Source organism: Leptolyngbya sp. 'hensonii', from assembly GCF_001939115.1.
Classification (GTDB): domain Bacteria; phylum Cyanobacteriota; class Cyanobacteriia.
In genome coordinates, this window is sequence record NZ_MQTZ01000003.1 from 31,195 (window position 1) to 57,039 (window position 25,845).

Here is a 25,845-nt window from a genome sequence, read left to right on the forward strand (position 1 = left end):
AAACAAAATTTATCCGTTCTTCCCAGAGTCACCTGTTAGGGTTCCAGGGAAAAAGCCAACAATAAGGGTCAGGTGTTGTCATCAAACAGTCTCTAAACCCTTAGGGCAAAATTCTATGGACCCGATCAAAATTCTGCTGGTTGGAGAAGATGCAGATGGCCCAGGAGGATCTGAGCACCAAATTCAGGAAGCTGGTTATTCCTACGAAATCACGATCGCAACTTCTCTGGCTGCGGCTCAACTCATCCTCACCCGCCAGAATTTTGACATTGCCATTCTCGATCATCGCTGGGAGTGGCCTACACTAGAGGTCTGGCCTGATCTTCAGGCTCGGCAGATTCCAGTCATTCTGGCGGTTCAACCGGGCCAGGACGACATCGCCCTGCAGTTCTTACAGCAAGGCATCCAGGATTATCTGATCAAAGACAGCGATCGCAAGGATTACCGACTCCTACCCCTGAAAATTTACCCGGTTCTCAGAGCCTGGCAGACCCAGCAAGCGCTGGAAAAGGCCCAACGGGAGTTGCAGCAATATCAGCAGGCGGCTCTGGTCCCTCAGCCATCCCAGGAACTGCATCGCAGGATCCTCGACCAAATTTCTGATGCGGTATTTGTCACGGACGATAGGGGCAAGTTTACCTTTATCTCTCCAGCAGTGGCTGACCTGTTCGGGTATTCCACTGAGGATGTTGCCCAGATGGGCACGATCGACCTTTTGATTGGCATGGCTCTGTTCGATCGAACCCAATTGATCGCAGAGGGTGAGATTAAAAACCTGGAACGGGACATCCTCGACAAGTTTGGCAAACCGCATACCCTCCTAATTAGTGTGAAACGGGTCTGCATTAACGGGGGGACTGTCCTCTATACCTGCCGGGACATCACGGAACGCAGGCAGACAGAAATTGCTCTGAGTGCGCATGAGGCGTGTTTACAAACGATCGTGTTCACCAGTACGACCGGTCTGGTCGTCGTGGATCTGGATGGGCAAATCCTGCTGGCTAACCCTGCAGCGGAGAAAATGCTGGGCAAGACCTCGGAAAACCTTGTCGGTCAACCTTTTGGGATACCCGCCATTCGAGATGGGCAGATTCAGGAAGTCGGCCTGCTGCAGCCCAATCATCGGTGTCGCTTTGCCGAAATGCAGACCGCTGAAATCGAATGGGAAAAGCAATCAGCTTATTTGATCTCCATGGCCGATATTACGGCCCGCAAGCAAGCGGAGGAAAAGCTCTATCACCTGAATCAGGAGCTAGAGCGTCGGGTGATCGATCGAACGATCGAGTTAGAACAGGCCAATATTCAGCTACACCGGGAGATGGATGAACGCACCCGGATCGATCAGGAACTCCAACATATAAACCAGTTCCTTACCCTGGTGATGGACAATGTGCCGCAACGGATTTTCTGGAAAGATAGAAATTTGGTCCTGTTGGGATGCAATCGCACCTTTGCCCTGGATGTTGGGCTATCCCCAGAAGAAATTGTGGGTAAGAGTTCTGCTGCCCTCTCCATGACCCCGGAAGAGGTCGATCGGTATCACACCTGCGATCTCCAGGTGATGGAGTCGGGCGAGCCTCAGTTGCACCAGATTGAAACTCTGCATCGATCGGATGGATCCTACATTTGGATTGAGACCAATAAAATCCCGCTCCGGAATGCTGAAGGCAGCATTATCGGTCTACTGGGAACTTATGAAGACATCACCATCCGCCGAGAAGCGGAATCGGCTTTGCAGGAGAGTGAAGCCCGCTATCGTCGGATTGTAGAAACAGCCGGTGAGGGAATTTGGATTTTGGATGCAGCAGACCAGACTATCTTTGTGAATGAGAAAATGGCCCAAATGCTGGGCGTGTTGCCGGAAGATTTACTGGGACATAACCTGTCCAATTTTATGGATCAGGAGAGCCAACAACTGGCTGAGGCCCATCTGGACCAGCGCCATCAGGGGCTGAAAGAACAATACGATTTCAAATTCAGGCGGCGGGATGGCTCAGACCTGTGGACCATCATTGAGGCCACACCGATCCTGGATGAATCGGGTCACTATGCCGGAACCTTGAAAATGGTGATGGATATTAGCGATCGCAAACAGATGGAAGACACGCTACAGCAGCAGCTCGAAAAAGAACAATTGCTGATTTCCACAGTCCAACGGATTCGAGATTCGCTGAACCTGGATGCCATCTTGCGTACAACCGTTGAAGAAGTCCAACAATTGATTCAGGCCGATCGGGTGCTGGTCTATCAGTTATTCGAGGATGGGACGGGAAAAGCCGTGGCAGAATCAGGAGTGGCTCCCTGGCAGCAAGTGCTGAATATCAGCTTTCCGGCAGAAGCCTTCCCCCCATCCTGCTACCAGCGTTATGTCCAGGGCGAGACCTATATTATTAACGATCGCGATCAAGATCCCGTGCTGGATTGTATGACCCAGTTCATGCAGGACTTTGACATTCAGGCCAAACTGGTGGTGCCGATCGTCCAGCAGGAAAATGAACAACTCTGGGGCCTGTTAATTGCCCACCATTGTTCCCAGGCCCGTCAATGGCAGGAATGGGAAGTCAACCTGTTGCAACAGTTGGCCAGTCAGCTCGCGGTGGGGATTAAGCAATCAGAATTGTACTATCAGTTGCAGGCGGAACTGGGTGAGCGGAAGCAGGTGGAAGCCAATCTGCAGGCAGCAAATGACCAGCTCCAGATCATGAATAGGGAATTGGCCCGAGCCACTCGCCTGAAGGATGAGTTTCTGGCCAACATGAGCCACGAACTCCGCACACCTCTCAATGCCATTTTGGGATTATCGGAGGGGTTACTGGATGAGTTGTTCGGTCCCTTGAATGAGAAGCAGAAAAAATTCATGGCCACAGTGGAGCGCAGCGGTCGGCACCTGCTGGATCTGATCAACGATATTTTGGACCTGGCCAAGATTGAAGCAGGCAAACTGGAACTGGATAAGGAGATCTTCTCAGTCCGTGGCCTTTGCGATGCCTGTATGCCCTTTGTGAAACAACAGGCACTGAAAAAAGACATTCAACTCAATCTAGAAATTCCAGCAACCCTGACGCCGATCGAAGCAGACGAACGCCGCATGAAACAGGTTCTGATCAACTTGCTGACGAATGCTGTAAAGTTCACGCCTCAAGGGGGAAGGGTAACGCTGCGAGTCAGGCAGACGGTTCCTCCCCCTTCCTCCGTACTCTCCACTCTCTCTGTCTTGATCTTTGAGGTAGAAGACAGTGGCATCGGCATCGCCCCAGAAGATATGGACAAACTGTTTCAGTCTTTCTCACAGATCGATAGCGGTCTGTCCCGATCGCAGGAGGGAACAGGTCTGGGTCTGGCACTAGTCAAACGGATTATTGAGTTACACGGGGGCAAGATTGAGGTTGCCAGTGAAGTGGAGAAGGGTAGCCGCTTCACCGTCAGTTTGCCCTACCTCCCACCGGAGGGAAATTGGCAGCCAGCCCCGGAGTCTCAACTAGAAACTACGCAGGGAGCAGAGACGCTGGTTTTCTTTGATCAGCAGGCTCAGGGGCCTCTGGTGCTTTTAGCAGAAGATAATGAGGCGAATGTGGCGACGATCGTCCCCTACCTGGAAGCCATTGGCTGTCGCATTCTCCTGGCCGCCAATGGCGTGGAAGCGATCGAGAAAACGAAAGCCCATCGCCCAGAGTTAATTCTGATGGATATCCACATGCCTCAACTGGATGGGCTGGAGGCGATCCGTCGGATTCGGGCGGACAGTGAGATTGCCCACACCCCCATCATTGCCCTGACAGCCTTGGCCATGGCGGGCGATCGGGAAAAATGTATCGCCGCCGGGGCAAATGAATATATCACCAAACCCATTCAACTCAAACAATTGGTTATGGCCATGGCGGTTTTTTTGCAGGTTTAAACCACCTGGTCGAATAACCGAAATCGGGCGATTTCACCAATTTCAGTCAAGGCCTGGGCCATTTCTGCCGTTGGATTGTTCTGCAGGCGGCGGGTAAATGCCTCCAGAATGGTGGCTCTGGTGTTGTTGCGGACGGCGATGATGAAGGGAAAGGCAAATTTATCCCGATAAGCCTGATTTAGCATTTGGAAGCGATCGTACTCCTCCGATGTCAGTTGGTCCAATCCTAACCCGGCCTGCTCCTGCACCGATGCCTCCGCCATCTTGACCCGACTACCCAGATCGGGATGGGCTCGAATCAGGGCTAATTGCTCTGCCTGGGCCAGACCAGCGACCACCGTTATCATTTTCTGGTGCAGGTCAGTCCGATCGGTAAAAGGTCGCTGATGCCAGGTCCGACGGGCAATTTCAGGCGTCTCCTCAAAAATAGCCCCCAGGGCTGCGACAAATTCCTCCTCGGTCATCGCATTGAGGTCGCCAATGGCATAAGGCATGGTTTATCCCCAGATAGTTGACAATGGAACGTGCTTCAATCTTCCTGGAGTTCAACATACACCGGTTTCTTGGACGGCAGCAGATATAGAAACGTTAGCCCAACGGCGATCGCCAGCCCCAGCACCGGTTGAATTAGAGCAAGAATCAGGGCAAAGGTATAGATGACGGTGGAAAGTCCATATTTCCGGGTCAGATACCGGACAAACTTGGGGCTCAAACGTAGATCAATCAGCCGATAGTTAAAGCAGGCATAGATCCAGGTTAAAAACCAGGAGAAAGCAGGTAAAAACAACCCGAACACATAAAAGGCAACAACGGTTCGTTGTTCGTCTACATCCAGCAAATGGCTGCCCAGCACAGCCGTTGGAAAGGGCAAAAACGAAATGCACATGAGGAAGAACACGTTCAATAAGTTAAACCCGTGATCGGTCTTCCGGTAAATCTTGAAGATGTAATGGTGATTGACCCAGTAGATCCCAATCATCACAAAGCTAAAGATATAAGCAAAATAGGAGGGCCAGAGTGCCCACAAGCTCGCAGCAAGGCTTTCATGGGAAGCTTCCGAATGGGGCAGGCGAATTTCCAGGATCAGCAAGGTGATGGCGATCGCAAACACCCCATCACTGAAGGCTTCAATCCGATCGGTGGTTAACTCCCCTTCCTGGGGTTCGGGTCGTTTCATAAACTGCATGGTTTTTTCTCTCCATAGCCGGGATGCTGATCAATTTTCAGCCGGGTTCGCCATTTTGCCATCTCCACTCCAGGAAAATATGGGCATTATTTTAGAAGGATCTGCATAAATTTTATGGATAACCCGGCTGGGGATTTTCTCTAGCTTCAGGGCCTGATCTGACTCTTGTTTAATCACTTGGAACTGTAGCTGTAGGGGGCCACTACTCTTACTCAAGTCGTTAACATGATATCCATAATGTCTGGTTTTAACCCGGTTAAAGCCCCGTTATCTTGGCAGAAGGCTTAGAACGTATGCCGGAAATTTTTCAAACTCTCTTTGATCATCATTTTATTCCCCATGGCCATTGCTATCTTTGGCAACCGGAACTGGTAGGACTCCATCTCATTGGCGATATCCTGATTGCTATCTCGTATTATTCCATTCCCCTGGCCCTCCTCTACTTTGTGGGCAAGCGTGGGGATATTCCGTTTAATCGGATTTTCTTGCTATTTAGTGCTTTCATTGTCGCCTGTGGAACCACGCACCTGTTATCGGTCTGGACGCTGTGGTATCCGATTTATTGGCTATCCGGGGTGGTTAAAGCGACCACGGCGGGCATTTCCCTCTATACGGCGATCGTCCTGGTGTTCCTGCTCCCCAAAGCCCTGACCCTGCCCAGTCTGGCCGCCACCAATCAGAAACTGGAAGCTGAAATTGCAGAGCGCCGGAGGACAGAATCCGCCCTGGCTGAAAGTGAAGCCAAAAGCCGAGCGATCCTGGCTGCCATTCCAGATTTAATGTTCCGAGTTAATGGCAATGGGGTTTATCTGGGATACGTAAGTAGCAACCAGATGATTGACCTGGTTCCCTCCAGTGCTCATTCGGTGGGGAAACGGATGGCTGATATCCTGCCGCCTGAGATTGCCCAGCGGCAGCTCAATTGCATTCACCAGGCCCTTAGCACAGGGGAACTACAAACCTATGAACAACAGGTCCAGATCGGGGACAGGTTACAGGATGAAGAAGTCAGGGTGATCAAAAGTGGGGAGGACGAGGTCCTCTTTATCATCCGGGATGTGAGTAAACAGCAGGCTGCGATGCGAGCGCGGGACCAGGCAGAAAGAGCCCTGCAACAGCTCAATCAGGAGCTTGAGGCCAGGGTTGAACAACGGACGGCAGCACTCTGGGAAAGTGAGGAGCGCTGGCATCTAGCCCTACAGGGCAGCAATGATGGCATCTGGGACTGGAACCTGAAAACCAATCAGATGTTCTTCTCCAGCCGATGGAAGACCATGCGGGGCTTTACAGAGGATGACATTGGCCCCGATCCTGAAGAATGGTCAAGCCGAATCCATCCGGACGATCGGGATCGGGTCATGCAAGCTGTGGCTGATCATTTTGCTCATCAAACCCCTTTTTACCAGGAGGAGTACCGAGTCCAGCGCAAAGATGGCACCTACATCTGGGTGCTCGATCGGGGACAGGCCCTCTGGGATGAAGCGGGCAAACCCGTTCGCATGGCAGGGTCGGAAAGTGATATCACCGATCGCAAACAGGCGGAAGCCCAACTCCGTCAGAATGCGGCTCACCTGGCTGCAGCCCAACGAATTGCCAATCTAGGAAGCTGGGAATTTGACCTGAAGACCCAAGAAGTGATCTGGTCGGCAGAGGTCTTTCGCATCTTTGGCCGCGATCCGGAGTTGGGTTCACCAACCTACGAGGAAGTCAACCGGAGCATTCATCCCGACGATCGCAGCTACCATCAGCAGGTGGTCCAGCAGGCCATTGTCACCCCACAATCCTATGAACTTGAGTTTCGGGCAGTCCGCCCCGATGGAAGCTTGCGCCATCTCCAGGCCAGGGGGGAGCCTATTTTGAATCCTGAAGGCCAGCTCATCCGATTGGTAGGCACCATCCTGGATATTACCGATCGCAAACAGGCGGAGGAGCAACTTCGCCAGACCAATGAACAACTGGCCCTGAGCAACCTCGATCTGGCCCGAGCGACTCGCCTCAAAGACGAATTTCTAGCTACCATGAGTCACGAACTACGGACACCGCTCAATGCGGTTTTGGGCATGTCAGAGGGGCTGCAGGACGGGGTATTTGGCCCCTTAAACCCGCGTCAGTTGCAGGCCATCACGATCATCGAACAGAGTGGTCAGCATTTGCTGGACCTGATTAACGACATCCTGGATTTATCCAAGATCGAGGCTGGTAAGTTGGATCTGGATCTCAACGATGTTTCAGTGCAAATCCTGTGTGATACCAGCCTTACCTTTGTCCAACCGATGGCCACCAAGAAAAGGATTCACCTCAGCCTCCATTGTCCTCCCCACCCCGGCTATATTCAGGCCGACGATCGTCGTCTGCGACAAGTCCTGATCAATTTACTCAGCAATGCTATCAAGTTCACGCCAGAGGGAGGTGCTGTCACATTGGAAGTAACGAGGGTAAGCCAGCAGAGGGACGCCAACAATCCCGACCCTCTAGAGCCTGAATCCCCAGATTACCTCTGTTTCTCCATTACCGATACGGGAATTGGAATTGCTCCAGAAAACATGTATAAACTCTTTCAGCCCTTTTCGCAGATTGATAGCAGCCTCAACCGCCAGTACAGTGGGACGGGGCTGGGATTGGCATTAGTGCGGCGGATTACAGAACTGCATCAGGGTGATGTGACTGTCAGAAGTAAGCTGGGTCAGGGCAGTTGCTTTACAGTGCAGATTCCTGCGCGGGTTTACCCCATGGCCGCAACGATTTCTCCCTCTACACCCGGACAACCCCGATCCCCGGCCACGATCGACCTGCCGGATGAACCCACCATCCCCATGGTGACACCGGTTGCGCCCATGCCACTGATTCTGCTAGCCGAAGACAATCCGACCAATGTCCAGACCCTCACCCAGTATCTCAAAGCCCTGGGCTATCCCCTGGTACTGGCCCGCGATGGCCAGGAAGCCATTGCTCTAGCCAGACTCCACCATCCCAACCTGATTTTGATGGATATTCAAATGCCCAAAATGGACGGCCTGAAAGCAATTCGCCGCATCCGAGCCGAACTTGACCAAGCCCAGGTTCCGATCATTGCCCTGACAGCCCTGGCCATGCCCGGCGATCGGGAACGATGTCTGGCAGCAGGGGCCAACGAGTACTTAACAAAGCCCGTCAAGCTCAAGCAACTAATTGCCCTGATGCAACAACTACTAGGCAGAAGAACCTGAAACAAATCCCTCCCGAACCTTCTCAGACATTCACCACTCCCCCACAGGCATTAGGCCATGTCTCCCATAGAAACACCCCTAAATGCCGCCTAAGCCAAAATCTTCTCCAACCCATACACCAGGGACTTTAACTGCCCAACCTTGCGAATCGCCAGTAAAACCCCCGGCATGTAACAGGCCCGATCGCTGGTGTCATGGCGCAAGGTATAAACCTGACCGGGAGCCCCAAAAATCACTTCCTGATGGGCAATCAGACCCGGTAACCGAATACTGTGGATGCGGATGCCCTCCTCCGCCTGACAGCCCCTGGCTCCAGCCAGTTTCTCTGTTTCGGTCACCCCTGGCGGATTGAAAGGCTTGCCCAATTCAGCCAACATCTGGGCCGTCTGGATCGCAGTACCACTGGGAGCATCCGCTTTCTGGTTGTGGTGGAGTTCAATAATCTCCACATGGTCAAAGTACTGGGATGCCTGAATAGCCGCCTGTTGCAGTAGCACCATGCCGATCGAAAAATTGGGCACCAACAGGCAGCCGGTACTGGCCTTGTCAGCAAATTCGGCCAGGTCTTGAATTTGCTGGGGACTGAGGCCCGTGGTTCCCACTACAGGCCGCACCCCGTAGGCGATCGCCGAACGAATATTGTCATAGACCCCATCGGGATGGGTAAAGTCCACCATCACCCCAGGTTGCCGCTCCTGAGAAGTTAGGGCCAGCATGGGCTCAAAATCATTGGTAATCGGAACCTCCAGGGTGCCACAGCCCGCCAATTCCCCAGCATCCTGGCCAAAATAGTCAGGATTGCGATCGACCGCACCAATCAGGGTCATATCCTGAGCCTGGCTGACGGCCTTAACCACCTCGCGGCCCATTTTGCCAGCCGCACCATTAACGAGAACAGGGATCGGAGATTGGCTTGCCATAATGAATACAGGTATCAATGAATCGTGATTGGGTGAACCAGTAGTGTCGTCCGTAGAGGGTATCATGCTATGCCTTCCCAGGCCACACCACCCACAAAATTTCCATGAATGACCGGATAGGCCCCCCAGAACTCAGAAAAACTTCAAAATACTCGGTCCCCTGACAATCAGAGCTACATTTTAAAGAATTAGGCCATCTTTTCTGGCGTTTTCACAAATTTAAAACCTACCATCCTCCGTGCTTAAGTTTTTGCAGCCTTCTCCAGTGACTTCGTCTCCTCAGCCTCGTTGGCGTGCAGTAGCCAAAACCCTGGCCCATCCAGTGTTACTGGCCAGCGCGATCGTCACGGGATTAGTCACCGCAGGCTGGCAACTGGGGAGGTTTCAATACCTGGAATTGATCACCCTGGACCAGATGGTGCGCTGGCAGGGCGATCGGGGTCCCGATCCTCGGCTTCTGGTTGTAACCATCACGGAGAATGATCTGACCCGGTATTCGTTTCCCGTGTCCGATCAGGTACTGGCCCAGGCCCTGGAGAAACTCCAACAGCATCAACCCAGGGTGATTGGTCTGGATATCTTTCGCAATTTACCCAAAGAACCAGGCCATGCTGAATTATTATCCCAGTTGGCTCAATCGAATGTCATTGGTATTACCCGATTGAGCACGGAAAAGGATCCAACGATCGCCCCCCCACCCAAAATACCGCCGGAAAGAGTCGGCTTTAACGATGTGGTAACGGACCCAGACGGAGTCCTGCGGCGCAATTGGATTTATGGCGATACGGAAACAAGCCAGCACTACTCCCTGGCACTCCGGCTGGCTCAGGTTTACCTGGCGAAGCAGGGATCGCTGCCCCAGGCTGACTGGCGGAGCTATGGGGCTATCCCCTGGGGCAAAGCGGTTTTGACACCCCTGCAGAGCAACTCTGGTGGCTATCAGAATATCGATGCGGCAGGGTATCAACTTTTGCTGAATTACCGTTCCCCCGATCGGGTTGCAGGCCAGATCACCCTGACCCAGTTACTCAAGGGTCAGGTAGAGGGTCATCGCATCAGAGACAAAATCGTCCTGATTGGGACGACCGCCCCCAGTGTCCGGGATGTCTTCTTTACCCCTTACAGCGCAGCGGAGAAAGATACCCCCAAAATGCCAGGGGTGTTGATTCATGCCCAGATGGTCAGCCAGCTTCTGGATGCGGCAATGGGGAGTCAATCCCTGATCCGCTTCTGGCCAGAAGGGGTCGAGGCCCTGTGGATTTTGAGCTGGTCCCTGGTGGGAGGTGTCCTGGCCTGGTGGATGCGCCATCCCATCCGGTTAGCCCTGGTCGATGGCATAGCGCTGACCGGGTTAACGGGGATTAGCTTTGGTTTGCTGGTGTCTGGGCTCTGGGTACCCCTGGTGACCCCGACAGTCACCCTGATCCTGACCAGCGGGAGCGTGCTCGCCTACACCGCCTATCAAGCCCAGAAAATGCATCGATCGATCGCCCTGCAAGCCAGGGAACAGGAGAAAACGATCGCCCTATTACGTACCCTGTTAACTGAAAGCACCCACCCCATAACCGAAATGACCCGTCCGAATCCGAATGATCTGACGGCGACCATTATGACCGGTGGTCTGGAGCCAAGTGCAGAAGAAACTGCTCCGTTGCTGGTTCCCGGTCCTTCTACCCAGACTGTGGAGCGAGATCGGATCCAATCCCTTTTAGGAGGTCGCTATCGCATCGTGCGTGTGCTGGGTTCGGGGGGATTCAGCCTCACCTATCTGGCAGAAGATACCCAACGCCCAGGCAATCCCATCTGCGTGGTAAAACATCTCCTGCCAGCCCGCAGCGACGCCAAGTTCCTCTACACCGCCAGACGGTTGTTTCGCACGGAGGCGGAAATTTTAGAAAAGTTGGGAGGTCACCCTCAAATTCCCCAACTGTTTGCTTCTTTTGAGGAAAACGGCAGATTTTATCTGGTTCAGGAGTTTATTGAAGGTCCTTCCCTGAGTGATGAACTGGGAGAAGGTCACATCCTGACAGAACCTCAGGTACTCAGCCTATTGCGGGATGTCCTGGAAGTTCTACTGTTTGTTCATAGCTATCAGGTGATTCATCGGGATATCAAACCCAGCAACATTATTCGTCGCAAGAAAGATAACCGTCTAGTCTTGATTGATTTTGGGGCAGTGAAGCAAATGCAGCCGCCTCTATATGCCGATCGGGAAGGCCCCACGGTTGCGATCGGCACCCGGGGCTATGCACCTGCTGAACAGTTGGCTGGGCATCCAGGACTGAACAGCGATATCTATGCCCTCGGCATGATTGCGATCCAGGCTTTGACCGGGGTGCAACCACAACAATTGCAGCAAGACCAGGAGACTGGAACGGTGCTCTGGTCCCACCTGACCCAGGCCACTCCGGGACTGGTGACGCTCCTCGAACGCATGGTCCGGTACTATTTCAATGAACGCTATCAATCTGCCAGCGAGGTGATGCAGGATCTAAAGCACCTGACTGGGGAATAAGAGGGCTGCAGTGCGAGGCCCGTCCTGTGGCACAATTAAATTTTGTGTCGTGACTGTACAGGTAATCCCGTGACTTCAACCGCTCCCATCCCTGCCTCCAAATCAGATTTTCGTCGGCCAGTCTTTCCTTTCACAGCGATCGTTGGCCAGGAAGAAATGAAGCTGGCTCTACTGCTGAACGTGATTGACCCCAAAGTGGGAGGGGTGATGATTATGGGCGATCGGGGCACGGGGAAATCCACCACCATTCGCGCCCTGGCCGATTTGCTGCCCGAAATTGAAGTCATTGCGGACGATCCTTTCAATAGCCATCCTTCCGATCCAGAGCTGATGGGGGATGAGGTCAAGCAGGCCGCTGAGCAGAATCAGTCCCTGAGGACGACCAGAATTAAAGTTCCCATGGTAGACCTGCCCCTGGGGGCAACGGAAGACCGGGTCTGCGGCACGATCGACATTGAGAAAGCTCTGTCTGAAGGGGTCAAAGCCTTTGAACCCGGATTGCTGGCAAAGGCCAACCGGGGCATTCTCTACGTGGATGAGGTCAACCTGCTGGATGATCACCTGGTGGATGTGCTGCTGGATTCGGCGGCCTCTGGCTGGAACACGGTGGAACGGGAAGGGATTTCTATTCGCCATCCAGCTCGTTTTGTCCTAGTGGGTTCCGGCAACCCAGAAGAGGGGGAATTGCGACCCCAGTTACTGGACCGATTCGGCATGCACGCCGAAATTCGGACGGTGAAGGAACCGGCCCTGCGGGTGCAGATTGTGGAACAGCGAACAGACTTCGATCGCAATCCTCATCAGTTTCTAGAGCAGTATCAACCCCAGCAGACGGCCTTACAGGACCGCTTAATCCGGGCTCAGGAACAGTTGAAACTGGTCACGATCGACCATGATCTGAAGGTGAAGATTTCCCAGGTCTGTGCTGAACTCGATGTCGATGGCCTGCGGGGAGACATCGTGATCAACCGGGCTGCTAGAGCCCTTTGCGCCTTCGAAGGGCGAAGCAAAGTCACCATTGACGATATCCGGCAAGTGGCGGTCCTTTGTCTGCGCCATCGTCTGCGCAAAGATCCCTTGGAGTCGATCGACTCTGGCTACAAAGTCGCCAAAGTCTTCAACCAGGTCTTCGGACTGGATACCTCTGCGGAAGAGAATCAAACCAACGGTGTCAACCAGCCTTCTGGCGTGCGATAAGGCATGGGTCATTAGTCATTTGGTCATTAGTCGGGAATCAGGGATTGTCTTTGATAGTATTGATGAACTATTCAAAGCATCTCTGGTAAAACAATTCATCCATGACCAATGACCATGACCCATCACTAAAACGCATCTTAGGCATTGATCCGGGATTGGCGACTTTGGGATTTGGGGTAATTCTGGGGAAGGTTGACCAACCGGAGAAAACCCCCGCTCTGCTGGACTTTGGCGTGATTCAAACCCCAGCCCATACTGAGATTGGCGATCGCCTCTGTATCATTTACGATGACCTGCACACGCTGATGCAGGAGTGGCAACCAGATCTGGTGGCGATCGAAAAGTTCTTCTTCTACCGCATGGGCAATACCATCCTGGTGGCTCAGGCGCGCGGTGTGGTCATGCTGGTGTTGGCTCAATTCAAAGTGCCGCTGGTGGAATTCACTCCGGCGCAGGTAAAGCAGGCTCTGACGGGCTATGGGGGGGCCGAGAAGCGGGAGGTGCAACAGGCCGTAGCCAATGAACTACACCTGGAGCATATTCCCAAACCGGATGACGCAGCCGATGCGATCGCCCTGGCCCTGACGGCCTGGTTCCAACGGTAAATCAAGCTGATAATTTTCTCAAGCGAGAATTGAGGACCAAGAGATCATTGGCATCGACCTGAGGTATAGGGATGTAATTACAATCTTTGAAGCTAAGAACGAAAATATCAAAGATGGATTAGCCCAATGTGTTGCTGCCATGGTAGCGGCCAGAACCTTTAATCAACGGGCTGGAAATCCAACTGAACTGATTTATGGCGCAGTCACTACCGGGAATCAATGGAAGTTTTTGAAACGGCTTTGCTGAATGCAAATATGAATTACCCTCATCCCCAACCCTTCTCCCGCAGGAGAAGGGAGCTAAAACTCTTGTTCCCTCTCCTTTGGGAGAGGGCTAGGGTGAGGGCTGCATAAGGCTCAAGCACGAAAATCATCCTTCTATTCAGCAACGCCAGAATTTGCATCCATTAACCTGCTTGGCCCAGTCCAAGGAGATTTGTGGTATACCAGACCCATTCCTTCCCTTCTTATTTTTTGTTTACGGACTGACTGACAGATCGTTATGGAATCTTCGGGTGCCGTTCCAGCAGGATTACGATGGGCCATGATCTTTTTGATCAGCTTTTTTCTGCTGGGATATTCGGCACTCCTTTGCATTCTCCTGGCTATTATTGGGGGCTTCAGTGTAGGAGGGATTGTGGAATGGTGGAAGAGCAAGGACGAATTGCTCCAAAAACCACCCCCCAAGGCAGAGCCGGGTACAATCGGATTCCTGGCAGAGGATGCTAAAGCCCGTGTGGAGGAGGGGAAACAGAGTTTGCAGCATGAAATCTCTCGAATCGCTAAAGAGGGATTCGGCACCGTGTTTCGTCATACGGCAGGGATGCGTCGCCGCCGCCGATCGGTCGCTAAAAAGAGCCATGGACGACGGTGAGTATGGCTGAACACCCTGATTCAAATTTCGAAGTTAAATCCCCTCTGTTTAAGCTGCTGATATTTTTGTTCATCAAACTGGTAGAGTCGGGCAGCCCGATGACGCACATTGGTTTGCATTTCATCCAGCTCTTGCAGGAGATCCATCTGCAAAATCTTCTTGCGGAAGTTACGTTTGTCCAGTTCCTGGCCCAACACCGTTTCATAGAGTTGCTGGAGTTGGGAGAGGGTAAATTTGGGCGGCAAGAGTTCAAACCCGATCGGTTCGTACCGCACTTTGCCCTTCACCCGATTTAGCGCGGTGATCAGAATGCGATCGTGGTCAAAGGCCAGTTTGGGCACCTGCTGAATTGAAAACCAGGCGGCATCACTGGCATCGGTTGTGGCTTGAATCTGATGGTCACTCAGATTGACCAGGGCATAGTAGGCCACCGTTACCACTCGTTCCCGAGGATCCCGATCGACCTCCCCAAAGGTATAGAGCTGCTCCAGAAAAACTTTTTCGATCCCAGTTTCTTCCCGCAATTCCCGCAAGGCTGCAGCTTCAACGGATTCTTCTACCCGGACAAAGCCACCGGGCAAGGCCCATTGCCCCTCAAAGGGGGACAACTTGCGCTGGATCAACATCACCTTCAGGTCCCTTTCGCTGAGGTCAAACCCAAAGACGACACAATCCACGGTCAGACTGGGACGAGGAAATTCGTAAGTGTAAGGCACAGATCTATTTAGAGACAGCCCCTGCGGCTGAGAAAAGTTCATCGGCAGTTAATTCCAGGTCTGGAAAGGTCGGAGATAGAAGCCGATCTCCCGTCCGAAACTGGGTGATCTGGTATTCTCCGTCTGTCAAGGAGTGGATTGAGACCGTTGGTTGCTTCGGGGAGCCGATATAGCGCACTGCTCCCAGAGCCAGATAGTCCACAATCCAGTATTCTGGAATGCCCATAAACTCATAATCTGTCAACTTGATCCCGTAATCATCCCGCCATTTGTTGCTAGCAACTTCAACCACCAGGGCTACGGATTTCCCCTGAGTCATGGTCGATCGCTTAGCCCAAAGGGATTCTTCTGCCATCGCACCTTGAACCAACACCACAACATCTGGTTTGTAGCCGTGCTTCTCCCGATGAGGTTTTACGGTACAAGTTCGAGGAATGACATAGGGAAGCTGATGCTGCCAGATATGGATGTTCAGACAGTTGACAATAAACCCTGAAATCTGTTCGTGGGGTCCGGTTGGGTTCATTGGAACAACAATGCCCCCATAGAGTTCATAAATGCCCCCATCTTCTGGGTACGCCTCCAAAAATTCTTCAAAGGTGAATAAATGCCCTTGCTCTGCATCGTCCAGCAATTCTGCTTGAGTTGGAGTCATAACGCACTAAGCCTCAACGCATAAACCTAATAGTGGCACAGGGCTAGCCCTGATTAAATCGGTTCCACCTTGACATAGTGTCTAATATACACGATACTAGACTTAGTGTTGAATTAACACCTATGAAAGCGTTGTTTCAGATTGCTGCCGGATCGATCGCCGGACGAGACCATATCTTGACGGGAAAAAACAATCAGGATGCCCTGTACTACACCATTTCGGAGCATGCCATCCTGGCGATCGTGTGCGATGGGTGTGGCAGCGGTGCCTACAGTGAGGTGGGAGCCAGACTAGGGGCCAGGTTAACGGCAGCTACAATCGCTCAGATTCTGCAGGACACCCCAGACGCTCATCTGCAGGATGAAGACTTCTGGGATCGGGTCTATCGCACCCTGTTGCTCCAGTTCCAGGCTCTGGTACAGACCATGGGCGGCGACCGGGTACAGGCGATTCGAGATTATTTTCTGTTCACGATCGTGGGCACGGTGATCACCCCGGCAGGAGCCTCGATCTTTTCCCTGGGGGACGGTTGCCTGATTCTAAATGGCCAGGTGACTGAAATCGGTCCCTTCCCCAACAATGCGCCTCCGTATCTGGCTTACGGGTTATTGGAACAAACTTTGTCGTTCCATGTGCATGCCCAGATTCCTCTGGCTGAACTGCATACCCTGCTGATTGGCACAGATGGGGTGCTGGATTTGACCCAGGTAGCAGACAGTCCTGTTCCCGGCAGTACGAAGCCCGTCGGCCCAATCTGTCAGTTCTGGGAGCAGGAGCACTATTTCACCAATCCCGATCGGGTGCGACGAACCCTGGCCCTGGCCAACCGGGAGGTAACCAAACCGGACTGGCAAAACCACCAGATGGTCAAGACGGCTGGACTTCTGCCTGATGATACGACTCTGATTGTGATTCGCAAACAGCTTCCCTGAGGGGACTTCAACTTTCACAGCCCTGATCTGAAGCTGGGTTTAATATTTACTTCCGTGATGAGGTGCAAACCATGAAAGCTGTTCATTATTTACCGGAGACCCTCGATCGAGATTGCCTGTTTGTAGTCGATCCAGAGGATGACGATCGGTGTGTTTGCCTGCGCTGTGGGCGGGAGCGTCCTTCTCGACAGCCAGCCCAGCAGGATGGGTTCAGTGGGCTGACCCTCTTGGTCGCGATCGTGATTGGGATTGCCCTAGTCTGGCCAGCCTTTGAGCGCAAAACCTCGGAGGTCCAACCGGCGGCCACACCGACCCATCTGCAACGACATTGAAATCAAGGAGAAGCCTATGCTGGGCGCGATCGCTGGAGACATTATTGGCTCTGTTTATGAAGCTGACAATATCAAAACCAAAGATTTTCCGCTCTGGAGTGAAGATAGCCAGTTTACCGATGATACGGTGATGACCGTTGCAATTGCCCAGGCGATTCTCACCGGGAGTCCGTATGTCGATAACCTCAAAGCCTACTATCACAACTATCCCGAGGTTGGGTATGGCGGAAGCTTTAGAAGCTGGGCCAAGTCCGAGAGTCGAGACCCCTACAACAGTTGGGGCAATGGCTCGGCCATGCGGGTCAGTCCTGTGGGGTTTGCGTTCAATACCCTAGAGGAGGTGCTCCAGGAGGCGCGGCGATCGGCAGCAGTCACCCACAATCATCCCGAGGGGATTAAAGGGGCCCAGGCAACCGCAGCCGCGATTTTCTTGGCCCGCACAGGGAGCGACAAGGCTGAAATCAAGACCTATGTTGAAAGCCAGTTTGGCTATGACCTGACCCAGACCCTGGACCAGATCCGGCCCACCTATCGATTTGATGTCTCCTGCCAGGGGTCGGTGCCCCCAGCGATCGTGGCTTTTCTGGAATCCACCGATGTTGAAGATGCGATTCGCAATGCCATCTCCCTGGGCGGGGACAGTGACACGATCGCCTGTATTGCTGGGGGAATGGCCCAGGCCTTTTATGGCGGGGTGCCCGACAGCATGATTCAACTGCTACTGCATAAGCTGGATATCCCCCTCTGGAACGTGGTTGAGCAGTTTGCAGATCGGTATAGCCTACCGATCTGCAAGGAAAATCCCTTGAAAAATGATCCCTCCCTACCTTGACATAGTGTTTAATTTACACCATACTAGAGTTAGTGTAGATAAAACACTATATCTCTCACTGGCTTGGTGCCCCTGGAAACTGCCATGGATGTCTACATCAACAACAAAAAAATTCGCATCGACCCGAAGCGGGCGATCGGTAAGGGTGGCGAGGCCGATATCTTTGATTTAGGCAAGGGACAGGCTCTGAAGCTGTTCAAGCAGCCCGGTCATCCCGACTATCAGGGGGCACCCCAGGAGCAGCAGGCAGCCCAGGCCCGTCTGGCGGAACACCAGCACAAGCTGCGCCAGTTTCCCGGTCAACTGCCGGGACGGGTGATCCATCCTGAAGCTCTGGCCACGGATGCCCAAGGTCAACAGGTGTTGGGCTATGCCATGCGGTTGGTGCAGGGGGCGGAGGTATTGGCTCGCTATGGCGATCGCAGCTTTCGGCAGGCTGGTATTCCCCAACAAACCGTCGTCGAGATCTTCCAGGATCTCCACGCCACCGTATCCAAGCTCCACTTTCACCAGGTGGTGATTGGGGATTTCAATGACCTGAATGTGCTGGTACAGGGCCAGTCAGCCTATCTAATCGATGCGGATTCATTTCAATATGGATCGTTTCTCTGCCAGGTGTTTACCTCTCGATTTGTCGATCCGCTGCGATGTGATCCCCAGCAAAACCGACTGATCCTGCACCAGCCCCACAACTCGGATTCAGACTGGTATGCCTTTACCGTCATGCTGATGCAGTCCCTGCTGTTTGTCGATCCCTATGGAGGGGTGTATCGTCCCCAGAATCCGGCCCAGCGTCTGCCCCACGATGCTCGGCCCCTGCAGCGGATCACGGTCTTCCACCCGGAAGTCCGCTATCCCAAGCCAGCCCTGCCTTACGGCATCCTGCCCGATGAACTGCTCCACCATTTCCACCAGGTGTTTGAACAAGATCAGCGGGGCGAATTTCCCCGATCGCTGCTCGATCGCCTGCGCTGGACTACCTGCACCACCTGCGGCAGGGAACATGCCCGCTCCGTCTGCCCGGACTGTGCCCAGGCCCAGCCTGGAGCTGTCAAGGAAGTAACAGTGGTGCGGGGAACCGTCGTGGCCACCAGGGTCTTTACCACTGCCGGAGTCATTCTGCAGGCTGGGATTGCAGGCGGAACCCTGCGTTGGCTGTATCACGATCGGGGCCATTTCTATCGGGAGGAGGGCACGATCGTCTTCAGTGGCGATCTCGATCCCCGGTTACGGTTTCGCTTCCAGGGAGCAGCGACCCTGGTCGGTCAGCAGGGGCAGGTGCTGACGCTGAAGCAGGGCCAGGTGAGCGATCGGCTAGCGGTTGATCTCTGGGGTCAAACAGCCATGTTTGAGACGAATGAGGTTGGGCGCTACTGGCTACACAACGGTCAGTTGCTGCGAGATGGGCCTCTGGGACCAGAGTATATCGGGGATGTGCTCGCCCATCAGACCTGCTTCTGGGTTGGTTCTCACTTTGGGTTTGGCTTCTACCGGGCTGGGAATCTGAGCGTTGCCTTTGTGTTTGATACGCAACGGCGCGGTCTAAATGACAGCCTTAAACTGCCTCCAATTCCTGGCCAATTGCTGGATGCCCGCTGTGTCTTCAGTCAGCAGTACTGTTGGTTTCTGACCGCAAGCCAGACTCAGGGCAGAACGCTCCACCGCTGTACGTTGATCCAGTCCGACGGGACGGTGATTGCCGTAGCCGAGGCTGAAAAAGGAGATGGGTCCTGGCTCTCCAGTCTGAAGGGCCACTGTGCCGCCGGTAACTTCTTGCTGACAGCAACGGATGAGGGCATCGTTCGTCTCCAACCTGAGCAGGGGCAGATTGTCAAAACTCGGGAGTTTCCTGACACGGAACCCTTTGTTGATACCGCCAGTCAGCTCTTTGCTGGTCAGCAGGGTCTTTACGTCGTCCGGCCCCAGGAGATCTTTTTGCTTAAGATCCACTAGATCTGTCCATCGTCCCGTAGAGACGATTGATCGCGTCTCTACAGGCACACCCCCAACATCCCTATTGTAATAAGGAACAAACCCATGACCCCTACCACAATGACCCAATTGCCGATCCCCTCCCATTTTGACCCCCGTACCGTGGGTGAAGTCTGGCGAGTCCCCTATCAGCAACGGGCGATCGAGGCCGAATCCTGGAGTAAACGGATGGGTCTGAAACCAGCAGCTAAGGACAAGACTCGCATTTGCCTGATGGCGATCGATGTTCAGAACACCTTCTGTATTCCCGACTTTGAACTGTTTGTCGGAGGCCGCTCTGGTAAAGGCGCGATCGAGGATAATGTGCGCCTGTGTGAGTTCATCTACCGTAACCTGGGTGTCCTGACTGAGATTGCCCCAACCATGGATACTCACACGGCCATGCAAATCTTCCACCCTATGTTCTGGGTCAACGATGCCGGGGAGCATCCGACCCCAGCAGCTACCATGATCACCGCCGAGGATGTGAAGAAGGGAGTGTGGAAGGTCAACCCTGCTGTGGCCTACAGCCTAGGCCGGGGCAACTATATGGCCCTGCAAAATCATGCTTTGCATTATGTGGAGAAACTCAGTGCTGAAGGTAAGTATCCCCTGATTGTCTGGCCCTACCACTCTATGCTGGGTGGGATCGGCCATGCCCTGGTGTCTGCGGTGGAGGAAGCCATGTTTTTCCATAACATCGCCCGTCACAGCCAGACGGGGTTTGAAATCAAAGGGGGCAACCCGTTGACCGAGAACTATTCAGTGCTGCGCCCAGAGGTGATGGATGGGGCGGATGGCCGTCCGATCGCCCAGAAGAACACCCGCTTTATCCAGAAGCTGCTGGACTTCGATTACGTGTTGATTGCCGGTCAGGCTAAGAGCCATTGTGTCGCCTGGACGATCGATGACCTGCTAACAGAAATTCAGGCCCAGGATCCCAGCCTCACCCGCAAGGTCTACCTGCTGGAGGATTGCACCTCTCCGGTTGTAATTCCCGGTGTAATTGACTTTACGGATCAGGCAGAGGCTGCCTTCCAACGGTTTGCAGCGGCTGGAATGCACATTGTGAAGTCTACCGATCCCCTGGATAGCTGGCCCAACCTGGAGATCAAAGGCTAAGGATCTGGTCGGCGGTCAGGTTCAATTCGGGAAAGGAGGGGGAGAGAATGCGATCGGTGTCCCGGAACTGGTTGACCTGATACTCCCCATCCACCAGATAGAACAGCGACAGGGTGGGGCGCTTGGGGGAGCCGATATCACGAACGGCTCCCAGGGCCAGGTAATCCACAATCCAGTATTCCGGAATGCCCAGTTCCTCATAGTCTGTCAATTTTTTGTGGTAGTCGTCCCGCCAATTTGTACTGACTATCTCAATGACCAAGTGTGCAGATTGTCCCAGAGAAATTGTTGAAGCTTTCTCCCAAAGCGGATCGTGGGTAATTGCTGATTCGTCTAAAACAGCTACATCCGGAATATAGCCTCTGTTAGGGCTAGGGGGTTTAACAAGACAGGTTTTAGGGATGAAATAAGGCAACTTAAGGCGACGGATTTCTAAGCCTAATTCAAGCGCAATGAAGCCTGAAATCTTTTCATGACGACCAATTGGACGCACTTCTATAACCTCGCCGTCTGCTAGTTCGTACAGACCCCCATCTTCCGGATACCACGCCAAAAATTCCTCAAAGTTGAGTAACTTATCAACGACTTGAACCATCTTGAACCTGCCAATTTAAGCGTTGATGACTGGGATAAAGCCAGAGCTTCACTGATCTGATCAACACCATATCACCTTCCAAAGTAATTCAATTGTACCATAGGAGTCAAACCACGATGAGTCAGAATACCCCCAACCTCAACAGTCTGTTCCAAACAGCCCAGGATGACGGCACCCTTTCCAGCGCTTCTATCCAGGCCCTGAATGTGCTGGATATCGGAGCCCAGATCCAGGCCGGATTGGGCATCCATGTGGATGATGTCGCCGCCAGCGAGGTCGTGCTGGTCACCATGATGCCGGATGATTCCGGCTCGATCCGGTTTGGCAGCAATGCTCAGGCGGTGCGGGGCGGCCATAACGCCGTCCTGGATGCCCTGGCCACCTCCAAACAGCAAGACAATATCCTGGTCCACACCCGCTACCTGAATGGGTTTGTCCTCTATCCCTATTGCCCCTTGGCCCAGGCCGTGCGGATGGATACCCAGAACTACGATCCCAACCAGGGCACACCCCTATATGACCAGACGATCGTCCTGCTGGGAACGGTCCTGGCTAAGGCCCAGGAATTTGCCGATAATGGGGTGCCCGTAAGAACCGTAACCCTGATTATCACGGATGGGGCCGATGCCCACTCCATGAAAGCAACTGCCAAAGATGTGGCCACGATCGTCAAAGATATGCTGCGAGCTGAAACCCACATTGTTGCCGGAATGGGGATCGACGACGGCAGCACCGATTTCCGGCAGGTGTTCCGAGAAATGGGGATTCGGGATGAATGGGTCCTGACCCCCGGCAACAGTGAGGGTGAAATTCGCAAGGCATTTCAGGTTTTCTCCCAGTCTGCAGTCCGCGCCAGTCAAAGTGCAGCTAGTTTTAGCCAGTCGATCGGAGGTTTCGGAAATCCGTAGAAGTGTTACTCTAGTGGCAGTTAACAGTTCATTGTAACCGGTCAATCATTCACAGTTTGTTGTAAACCGTCATCAGCTTTTGCTATTGGCGGTTTATCCATAGCTGATCGTGCAGTTGCCATCAGGCTGAGAAGAAATCAGAAAGAGGTCGGGGTAAAAATCCTGGGGTGGTGACGCCACTCCCCTCTCTAATCCTCACCTGGTTGACCCTGCAAGTGAAAGAGCACAACTCATGGCATCTTTACTGATAGCTAATAGCTGACAATGCGTCTGACCATTCTTGTTGCGGATGATGATCCTGGGACTCGCCTTTCGATTAGTGATTATCTGGAGATGTCCGGCTATTCAGTCGTTGCGGCTGAGAACGGTCAGGAAGCTCTGGCCCTCGTAGAGGAATACCAACCCCATCTGATGGTGACGGATATTACCATGCCCCAGATGGATGGCTACGAATTAGTCCGCCGGGTTCGCCAGAAACCCTCGTTTCGGCTACTGCCGGTGGTTTTTTTAACCGCCCGAACAGACACCCGTGACCGCATTCGGGGCTATCAATTGGGGTGTGATCTCTACCTCCCAAAGCCGTTTGAGTTAGATGAATTGGGCGCGGTTGTCCGAAATTTGTTAGAACGATCGCAGCTGATCCAAACCCAGATGATCAAGCAGCAGTGGCAGGCGGCAGAACAATCTGCAGGGGCCGTCCTGGAAGCGGAGAAAGTGGGCCTGATGAAAACCTCGGATGGTCCAGTGGAAGCTAGGATTATCCTGACGCAACGAGAACAGGAAGTCTTGAAACTGCTGGCCCATGGGCTATCGAATGCCCAGATAGGCGATCGTCTCCATCTCAGTCCGCGAACCGTAGAAAAGCATGTCAGTAGTCTGCTCCGAAAGAGTGATGCCAACAATCGGGCCGAACTGGTTCATTACGCGATGGGTCATGACCTGATCCAGGACTAGTGGGTCATTTGCTACGGTTGTAGCCATAGCTGCCCTCACCCTACATCCCTCTCCTCTCCCTCTGGGAGAGCAGGGACTATTCATTTTCCAGAGACAGTTTCCCTCCCTCACGCCCAGACTCCTCGCGCCCAGGCTCCTCGCACCCAGGCTCTGCTTGGGTGCCCCAGCAGACCCACCCCTACCCCAGACTCCTCGCACCCAGGCAGAGCCTGGGTGCCCCAGCGGAATGATCCACTAGCCCAGACTCCTCGCACCCAGGCTCTGCCTGGGTGCCCCAGCGGAATGACCCCACTTGGGGAGTTCACCCCCGACCCTCTACCCTCTATCAAAACCCTTGTGGTGGAGTACTAAGGAACGAGAATTAAATAAAATGTCAAACTCCTAATTGCCCTCACCCCCCTCCCCTTCTCCCAAATTTGGGAGAGGGGGAGGGGGTGAGGGCTGAAGAAATCCAGGTTATTTAATTCCCGTTCCTAAGGGCGTATCTTGAGCACCCGGCGCTGTTGCAGATCCTGCAATAACCCCTCACAGGCATCCTGCAGCAAATTAAGAACATAATTAAAGCCCTCCTGCCCCCCATAGTAAGGATCAGGTACTTCCCGATCAGAATGGCGAGTGCAGAAATCGCACATAGATTTCACCTTCTCCCGATACCGATCCGTTGCATCCAGGTTCAGGATATTCCAGTAATTATCCCGATCCATAGCCAGAATCAGGTCAAAATCTTCAAAGTCAGCGGCACAAAACTGGCGAGCCTGTCCCTTCATTACAATGCCCCGCTGGGCCGCTGCTGCAGTCATGCGACGATCGGGCGGACTGCCCACATGATAACTACTCGTACCCGCAGAGTCGCAAATGACAACATCCGCGAGATTCTGCTGCTCCAGCAGGTGATTCATCAGATTTTCTGCTGCTGGGGAACGACAAATGTTCCCCAGGCAGACAAACAAGAGTTTGTAGGGCATGGAAGCTTTAGGTTAGAGGGCTACATGCCGGGGATATTTAACCCACCGGTCAATTCTTCCATCCGCTCTCGCATTGTATTCGTGGATCGGAGATAGGCATCTTTCATAGCCGTCAGAACAAGGTCAGAGACAACTTCTGCCCCCTCTCCCATCACATCAGGGGAAAGCTCCACCCTGATCGGTTCCTGGTTGCCACTTAAAACCACCTTAACCAGACCACCTCCGGCCTGACCTTCGATTTCCATCTGCTCCAGTTCTTCCTGAAGCTTTTTGGCTCCCTCCTGAACTTGCTGGGCTTTTTTCAGAGCTTCTGTAAACTCTTTCATTTTGCCCAAGCCAAAGCCGAATCCCTTTCCTTGCGTCATATCACTTCTTTGAGAGGATGTTCGTAAATTATAGCTCTGTACCAGATTACCTAAAATTCTCCCAGAATTTTCACCTCTGGATGGAGGAGGATAGACCAGCGCTGCTCAACCTGCTCCTGCACATGATGGATTAGGCAGTAAATATCCCTGGCACTCGCTCCTCCACAATTCAGGATAAAGTTGGCATGGCGATCGGCAACCTGAGCTCCACCAATCTGGTAGCCTTTCAACCCTGTTTGTTCAATCAGCTTGCCTGCCGTTTGAGGCTTGGGATTTCGGAACACACTCCCACAACTGGGCAGGTGATAGGGCTGGGTAGCCCGACGCTGATCCAGGTGGGTGGAGGTGACGTTAATCACTTGCTCTGGATCTGCTCCGGGTTGCAATTGGAACGTGGCCTGAGTAACCAGATGATTGCTCCCTTGCAAAGATGAGCTGCGATAGCGATAGTTCAAATCATCTGGGGTGAGAAGCTTGATTTCTCCTTCAGGGGTAACAACCTGAGCCCTGACCAGAATGTCAGCGGTGCACTCATTGTGTGCGCCAGCATTCATCACCACTGCCCCACCCACAGTACCAGGGATCCCCACAGCCCATTCCAGTCCCTGCCAGCCCCGTTCAGCTGTTTGCCAGGCCAACCGGGGGATCGGTTCCCCAGCACTGACTGTTACCTGCCCTGCAATAGCATCAAACTCTGTATGCCGCAGATGACGGGTAGAAATGACTAATCCCGGGAGGCCCCGATCGCTGATCAATACATTAGAGCCAGCCCCCAAAATGGTTACCGGAATTCTCTCTGCCCTAGCCCAGGCCAGACTGGCTTGCAACTCCTCCAACCGCCGAGGGGCAACGTACCACTCTGCCGGTCCTCCCACGCGGAAGGATGTCATACTGGCCAGGGAAACCTGAGGCCGGATTAAACAATCCACTTCAGGCAGGTAAATGGGAGGAATCTGAGACACCTCGCCATAAGTACCGGCCCCAGATGTCGCAACTAATCTGGAAGCCTTAAGGATGTTCAGTGGTTCTTGAGATAAGGTCATGATTAAGTTGAATATTTCTGAAGTGCCACAAGGCTATGCCATTGCAAGAGAACC

General features: G+C 53.2%; 22 protein-coding genes. 13 read left to right on the forward strand and 9 right to left on the reverse strand.

Annotated elements, in window-relative coordinates; translation table 11 throughout:
• The first annotated feature begins 115 nt into the window (after window positions 1–115).
• Window positions 116–3,898 (forward strand): PAS domain S-box protein, encoded by a 3,783-nt coding sequence (locus tag BST81_RS01510; RefSeq protein WP_075596781.1) that lies wholly within the window; start codon window positions 116–118, stop codon window positions 3,896–3,898.
• Here BST81_RS01510 and uraD read toward each other — a convergent pair.
• Window positions 3,895–4,392 carry a 2-oxo-4-hydroxy-4-carboxy-5-ureidoimidazoline decarboxylase gene (uraD, locus tag BST81_RS01515; RefSeq protein ID WP_075596782.1) on the reverse strand — a complete coding sequence of 166 codons (498 nt, stop codon included), beginning with the start codon at window positions 4,390–4,392 and terminating at the stop codon, window positions 3,895–3,897. The genes BST81_RS01510 and uraD overlap by 4 nt on opposite strands.
• A 35-nt stretch (window positions 4,393–4,427) precedes the next feature.
• Entirely contained in the window at window positions 4,428–5,084 is a 657-nt protein-coding gene (locus BST81_RS01520; protein ID WP_216351172.1) for a TMEM175 family protein, read from the reverse strand.
• Between the two features lie 293 nt (window positions 5,085–5,377).
• On the opposite strand from BST81_RS01520, the gene BST81_RS01525 reads away from it, so the two are divergent.
• Window positions 5,378–8,290: a PAS domain-containing protein gene (locus tag BST81_RS01525; protein WP_075596783.1), complete on the forward strand. Its 2,913-nt coding sequence runs from the start codon at window positions 5,378–5,380 to the stop codon at window positions 8,288–8,290.
• 89 nt (window positions 8,291–8,379) lie between these two features.
• Here BST81_RS01525 and dapB read toward each other — a convergent pair whose 3' ends face one another.
• Window positions 8,380–9,210 (reverse strand): 4-hydroxy-tetrahydrodipicolinate reductase, encoded by an 831-nt coding sequence (gene dapB, locus BST81_RS01530; protein WP_075596784.1) that lies wholly within the window; start codon window positions 9,208–9,210, stop codon window positions 8,380–8,382.
• Between the two features lie 265 nt (window positions 9,211–9,475).
• On the opposite strand from dapB, the gene BST81_RS01535 reads away from it, so the two are divergent.
• The 4 genes from BST81_RS01535 to BST81_RS01550 all read left to right on the forward strand — a co-directional run bounded on the left by BST81_RS01535 (window position 9,476) and on the right by BST81_RS01550 (window position 14,401).
• Window positions 9,476–11,725, forward strand: a complete 2,250-nt coding sequence (locus BST81_RS01535) for a CHASE2 domain-containing serine/threonine-protein kinase (RefSeq protein WP_083636565.1) — start codon at window positions 9,476–9,478, stop codon at window positions 11,723–11,725.
• Window positions 11,726–11,794: 69 nt separating this feature from the next.
• Window positions 11,795–12,922, forward strand: coding sequence for a magnesium chelatase ATPase subunit I (gene bchI / locus BST81_RS01540; protein ID WP_075596786.1), 1,128 nt, complete (start codon window positions 11,795–11,797; stop codon window positions 12,920–12,922).
• Between the two features lie 101 nt (window positions 12,923–13,023).
• On the forward strand, window positions 13,024–13,527 hold the full coding sequence (ruvC, locus tag BST81_RS01545; RefSeq protein WP_075596787.1) for a crossover junction endodeoxyribonuclease RuvC: 504 nt from the start codon (window positions 13,024–13,026) through the stop codon (window positions 13,525–13,527).
• 502 nt (window positions 13,528–14,029) lie between these two features.
• Window positions 14,030–14,401 (forward strand): hypothetical protein, encoded by a 372-nt coding sequence (locus BST81_RS01550; RefSeq protein ID WP_075596788.1) that lies wholly within the window; start codon window positions 14,030–14,032, stop codon window positions 14,399–14,401.
• A 20-nt stretch (window positions 14,402–14,421) separates the two neighbouring features.
• On the opposite strand, the gene BST81_RS01555 is transcribed toward BST81_RS01550, so the two are convergent.
• Both BST81_RS01555 and BST81_RS01560 read right to left on the reverse strand, forming a co-directional pair.
• The gene (locus BST81_RS01555) at window positions 14,422–15,117 is read right to left on the reverse strand and encodes an NUDIX domain-containing protein (RefSeq protein WP_075596859.1); all 696 of its coding nucleotides are present in this window, start codon (window positions 15,115–15,117) and stop codon (window positions 14,422–14,424) included.
• Between the two features lie 4 nt (window positions 15,118–15,121).
• Window positions 15,122–15,772 carry a Uma2 family endonuclease gene (locus tag BST81_RS01560; protein ID WP_075596789.1) on the reverse strand — a complete coding sequence of 217 codons (651 nt, stop codon included), beginning with the start codon at window positions 15,770–15,772 and terminating at the stop codon, window positions 15,122–15,124.
• Window positions 15,773–15,894: 122 nt separating this feature from the next.
• Between BST81_RS01560 and BST81_RS01565 the strand changes: the two genes are divergently transcribed.
• From BST81_RS01565 to BST81_RS01585, 5 genes are all read left to right on the forward strand, one after another.
• Window positions 15,895–16,704, forward strand: coding sequence for a protein phosphatase 2C domain-containing protein (locus tag BST81_RS01565; protein WP_075596790.1), 810 nt, complete (start codon window positions 15,895–15,897; stop codon window positions 16,702–16,704).
• Between the two features lie 71 nt (window positions 16,705–16,775).
• Window positions 16,776–17,036 carry a hypothetical protein gene (locus BST81_RS01570; RefSeq protein WP_075596791.1) on the forward strand — a complete coding sequence of 87 codons (261 nt, stop codon included), beginning with the start codon at window positions 16,776–16,778 and terminating at the stop codon, window positions 17,034–17,036.
• Window positions 17,037–17,052: 16 nt separating this feature from the next.
• Window positions 17,053–17,868, forward strand: a complete 816-nt coding sequence (locus tag BST81_RS01575; RefSeq protein WP_075596792.1) for an ADP-ribosylglycohydrolase family protein — start codon at window positions 17,053–17,055, stop codon at window positions 17,866–17,868.
• Between the two features lie 84 nt (window positions 17,869–17,952).
• Window positions 17,953–19,821 carry a hypothetical protein gene (locus tag BST81_RS01580; protein WP_075596793.1) on the forward strand — a complete coding sequence of 623 codons (1,869 nt, stop codon included), beginning with the start codon at window positions 17,953–17,955 and terminating at the stop codon, window positions 19,819–19,821.
• 84 nt (window positions 19,822–19,905) lie between these two features.
• A complete protein-coding gene (locus BST81_RS01585; RefSeq protein WP_075596794.1) occupies window positions 19,906–20,961 on the forward strand; it encodes an isochorismatase in 1,056 nt (351 codons plus the stop codon).
• Here the strand turns inward: BST81_RS01585 and BST81_RS01590 are convergent.
• Window positions 20,951–21,556 (reverse strand): Uma2 family endonuclease, encoded by a 606-nt coding sequence (locus tag BST81_RS01590; RefSeq protein WP_075596795.1) that lies wholly within the window; start codon window positions 21,554–21,556, stop codon window positions 20,951–20,953. The two genes, BST81_RS01585 and BST81_RS01590, sit on opposite strands and share 11 nt — an antisense overlap.
• 116 nt (window positions 21,557–21,672) lie before the next feature.
• On the opposite strand from BST81_RS01590, the gene BST81_RS01595 reads away from it, so the two are divergent.
• Window positions 21,673–22,464, forward strand: a complete 792-nt coding sequence (locus BST81_RS01595) for a hypothetical protein (RefSeq protein ID WP_075596796.1) — start codon at window positions 21,673–21,675, stop codon at window positions 22,462–22,464.
• A 264-nt stretch (window positions 22,465–22,728) separates the two neighbouring features.
• A complete protein-coding gene (locus tag BST81_RS01600; protein WP_075596797.1) occupies window positions 22,729–23,418 on the forward strand; it encodes a response regulator transcription factor in 690 nt (229 codons plus the stop codon).
• 473 nt (window positions 23,419–23,891) lie between these two features.
• Here BST81_RS01600 and BST81_RS01610 read toward each other — a convergent pair whose 3' ends face one another.
• The 3 genes from BST81_RS01610 to murB are packed head-to-tail and all read right to left on the reverse strand — an operon-like array spanning window position 23,892 to window position 25,791.
• Window positions 23,892–24,383 (reverse strand): low molecular weight protein-tyrosine-phosphatase, encoded by a 492-nt coding sequence (locus BST81_RS01610; protein ID WP_075596799.1) that lies wholly within the window; start codon window positions 24,381–24,383, stop codon window positions 23,892–23,894.
• A 20-nt stretch (window positions 24,384–24,403) separates the two neighbouring features.
• The gene (locus BST81_RS01615; RefSeq protein WP_075596800.1) at window positions 24,404–24,748 is read right to left on the reverse strand and encodes a YbaB/EbfC family nucleoid-associated protein; all 345 of its coding nucleotides are present in this window, start codon (window positions 24,746–24,748) and stop codon (window positions 24,404–24,406) included.
• A 50-nt stretch (window positions 24,749–24,798) separates the two neighbouring features.
• Window positions 24,799–25,791, reverse strand: coding sequence for a UDP-N-acetylmuramate dehydrogenase (murB, locus tag BST81_RS01620; protein WP_083636567.1), 993 nt, complete (start codon window positions 25,789–25,791; stop codon window positions 24,799–24,801).
• Window positions 25,792–25,845 lie beyond the last annotated feature (54 nt).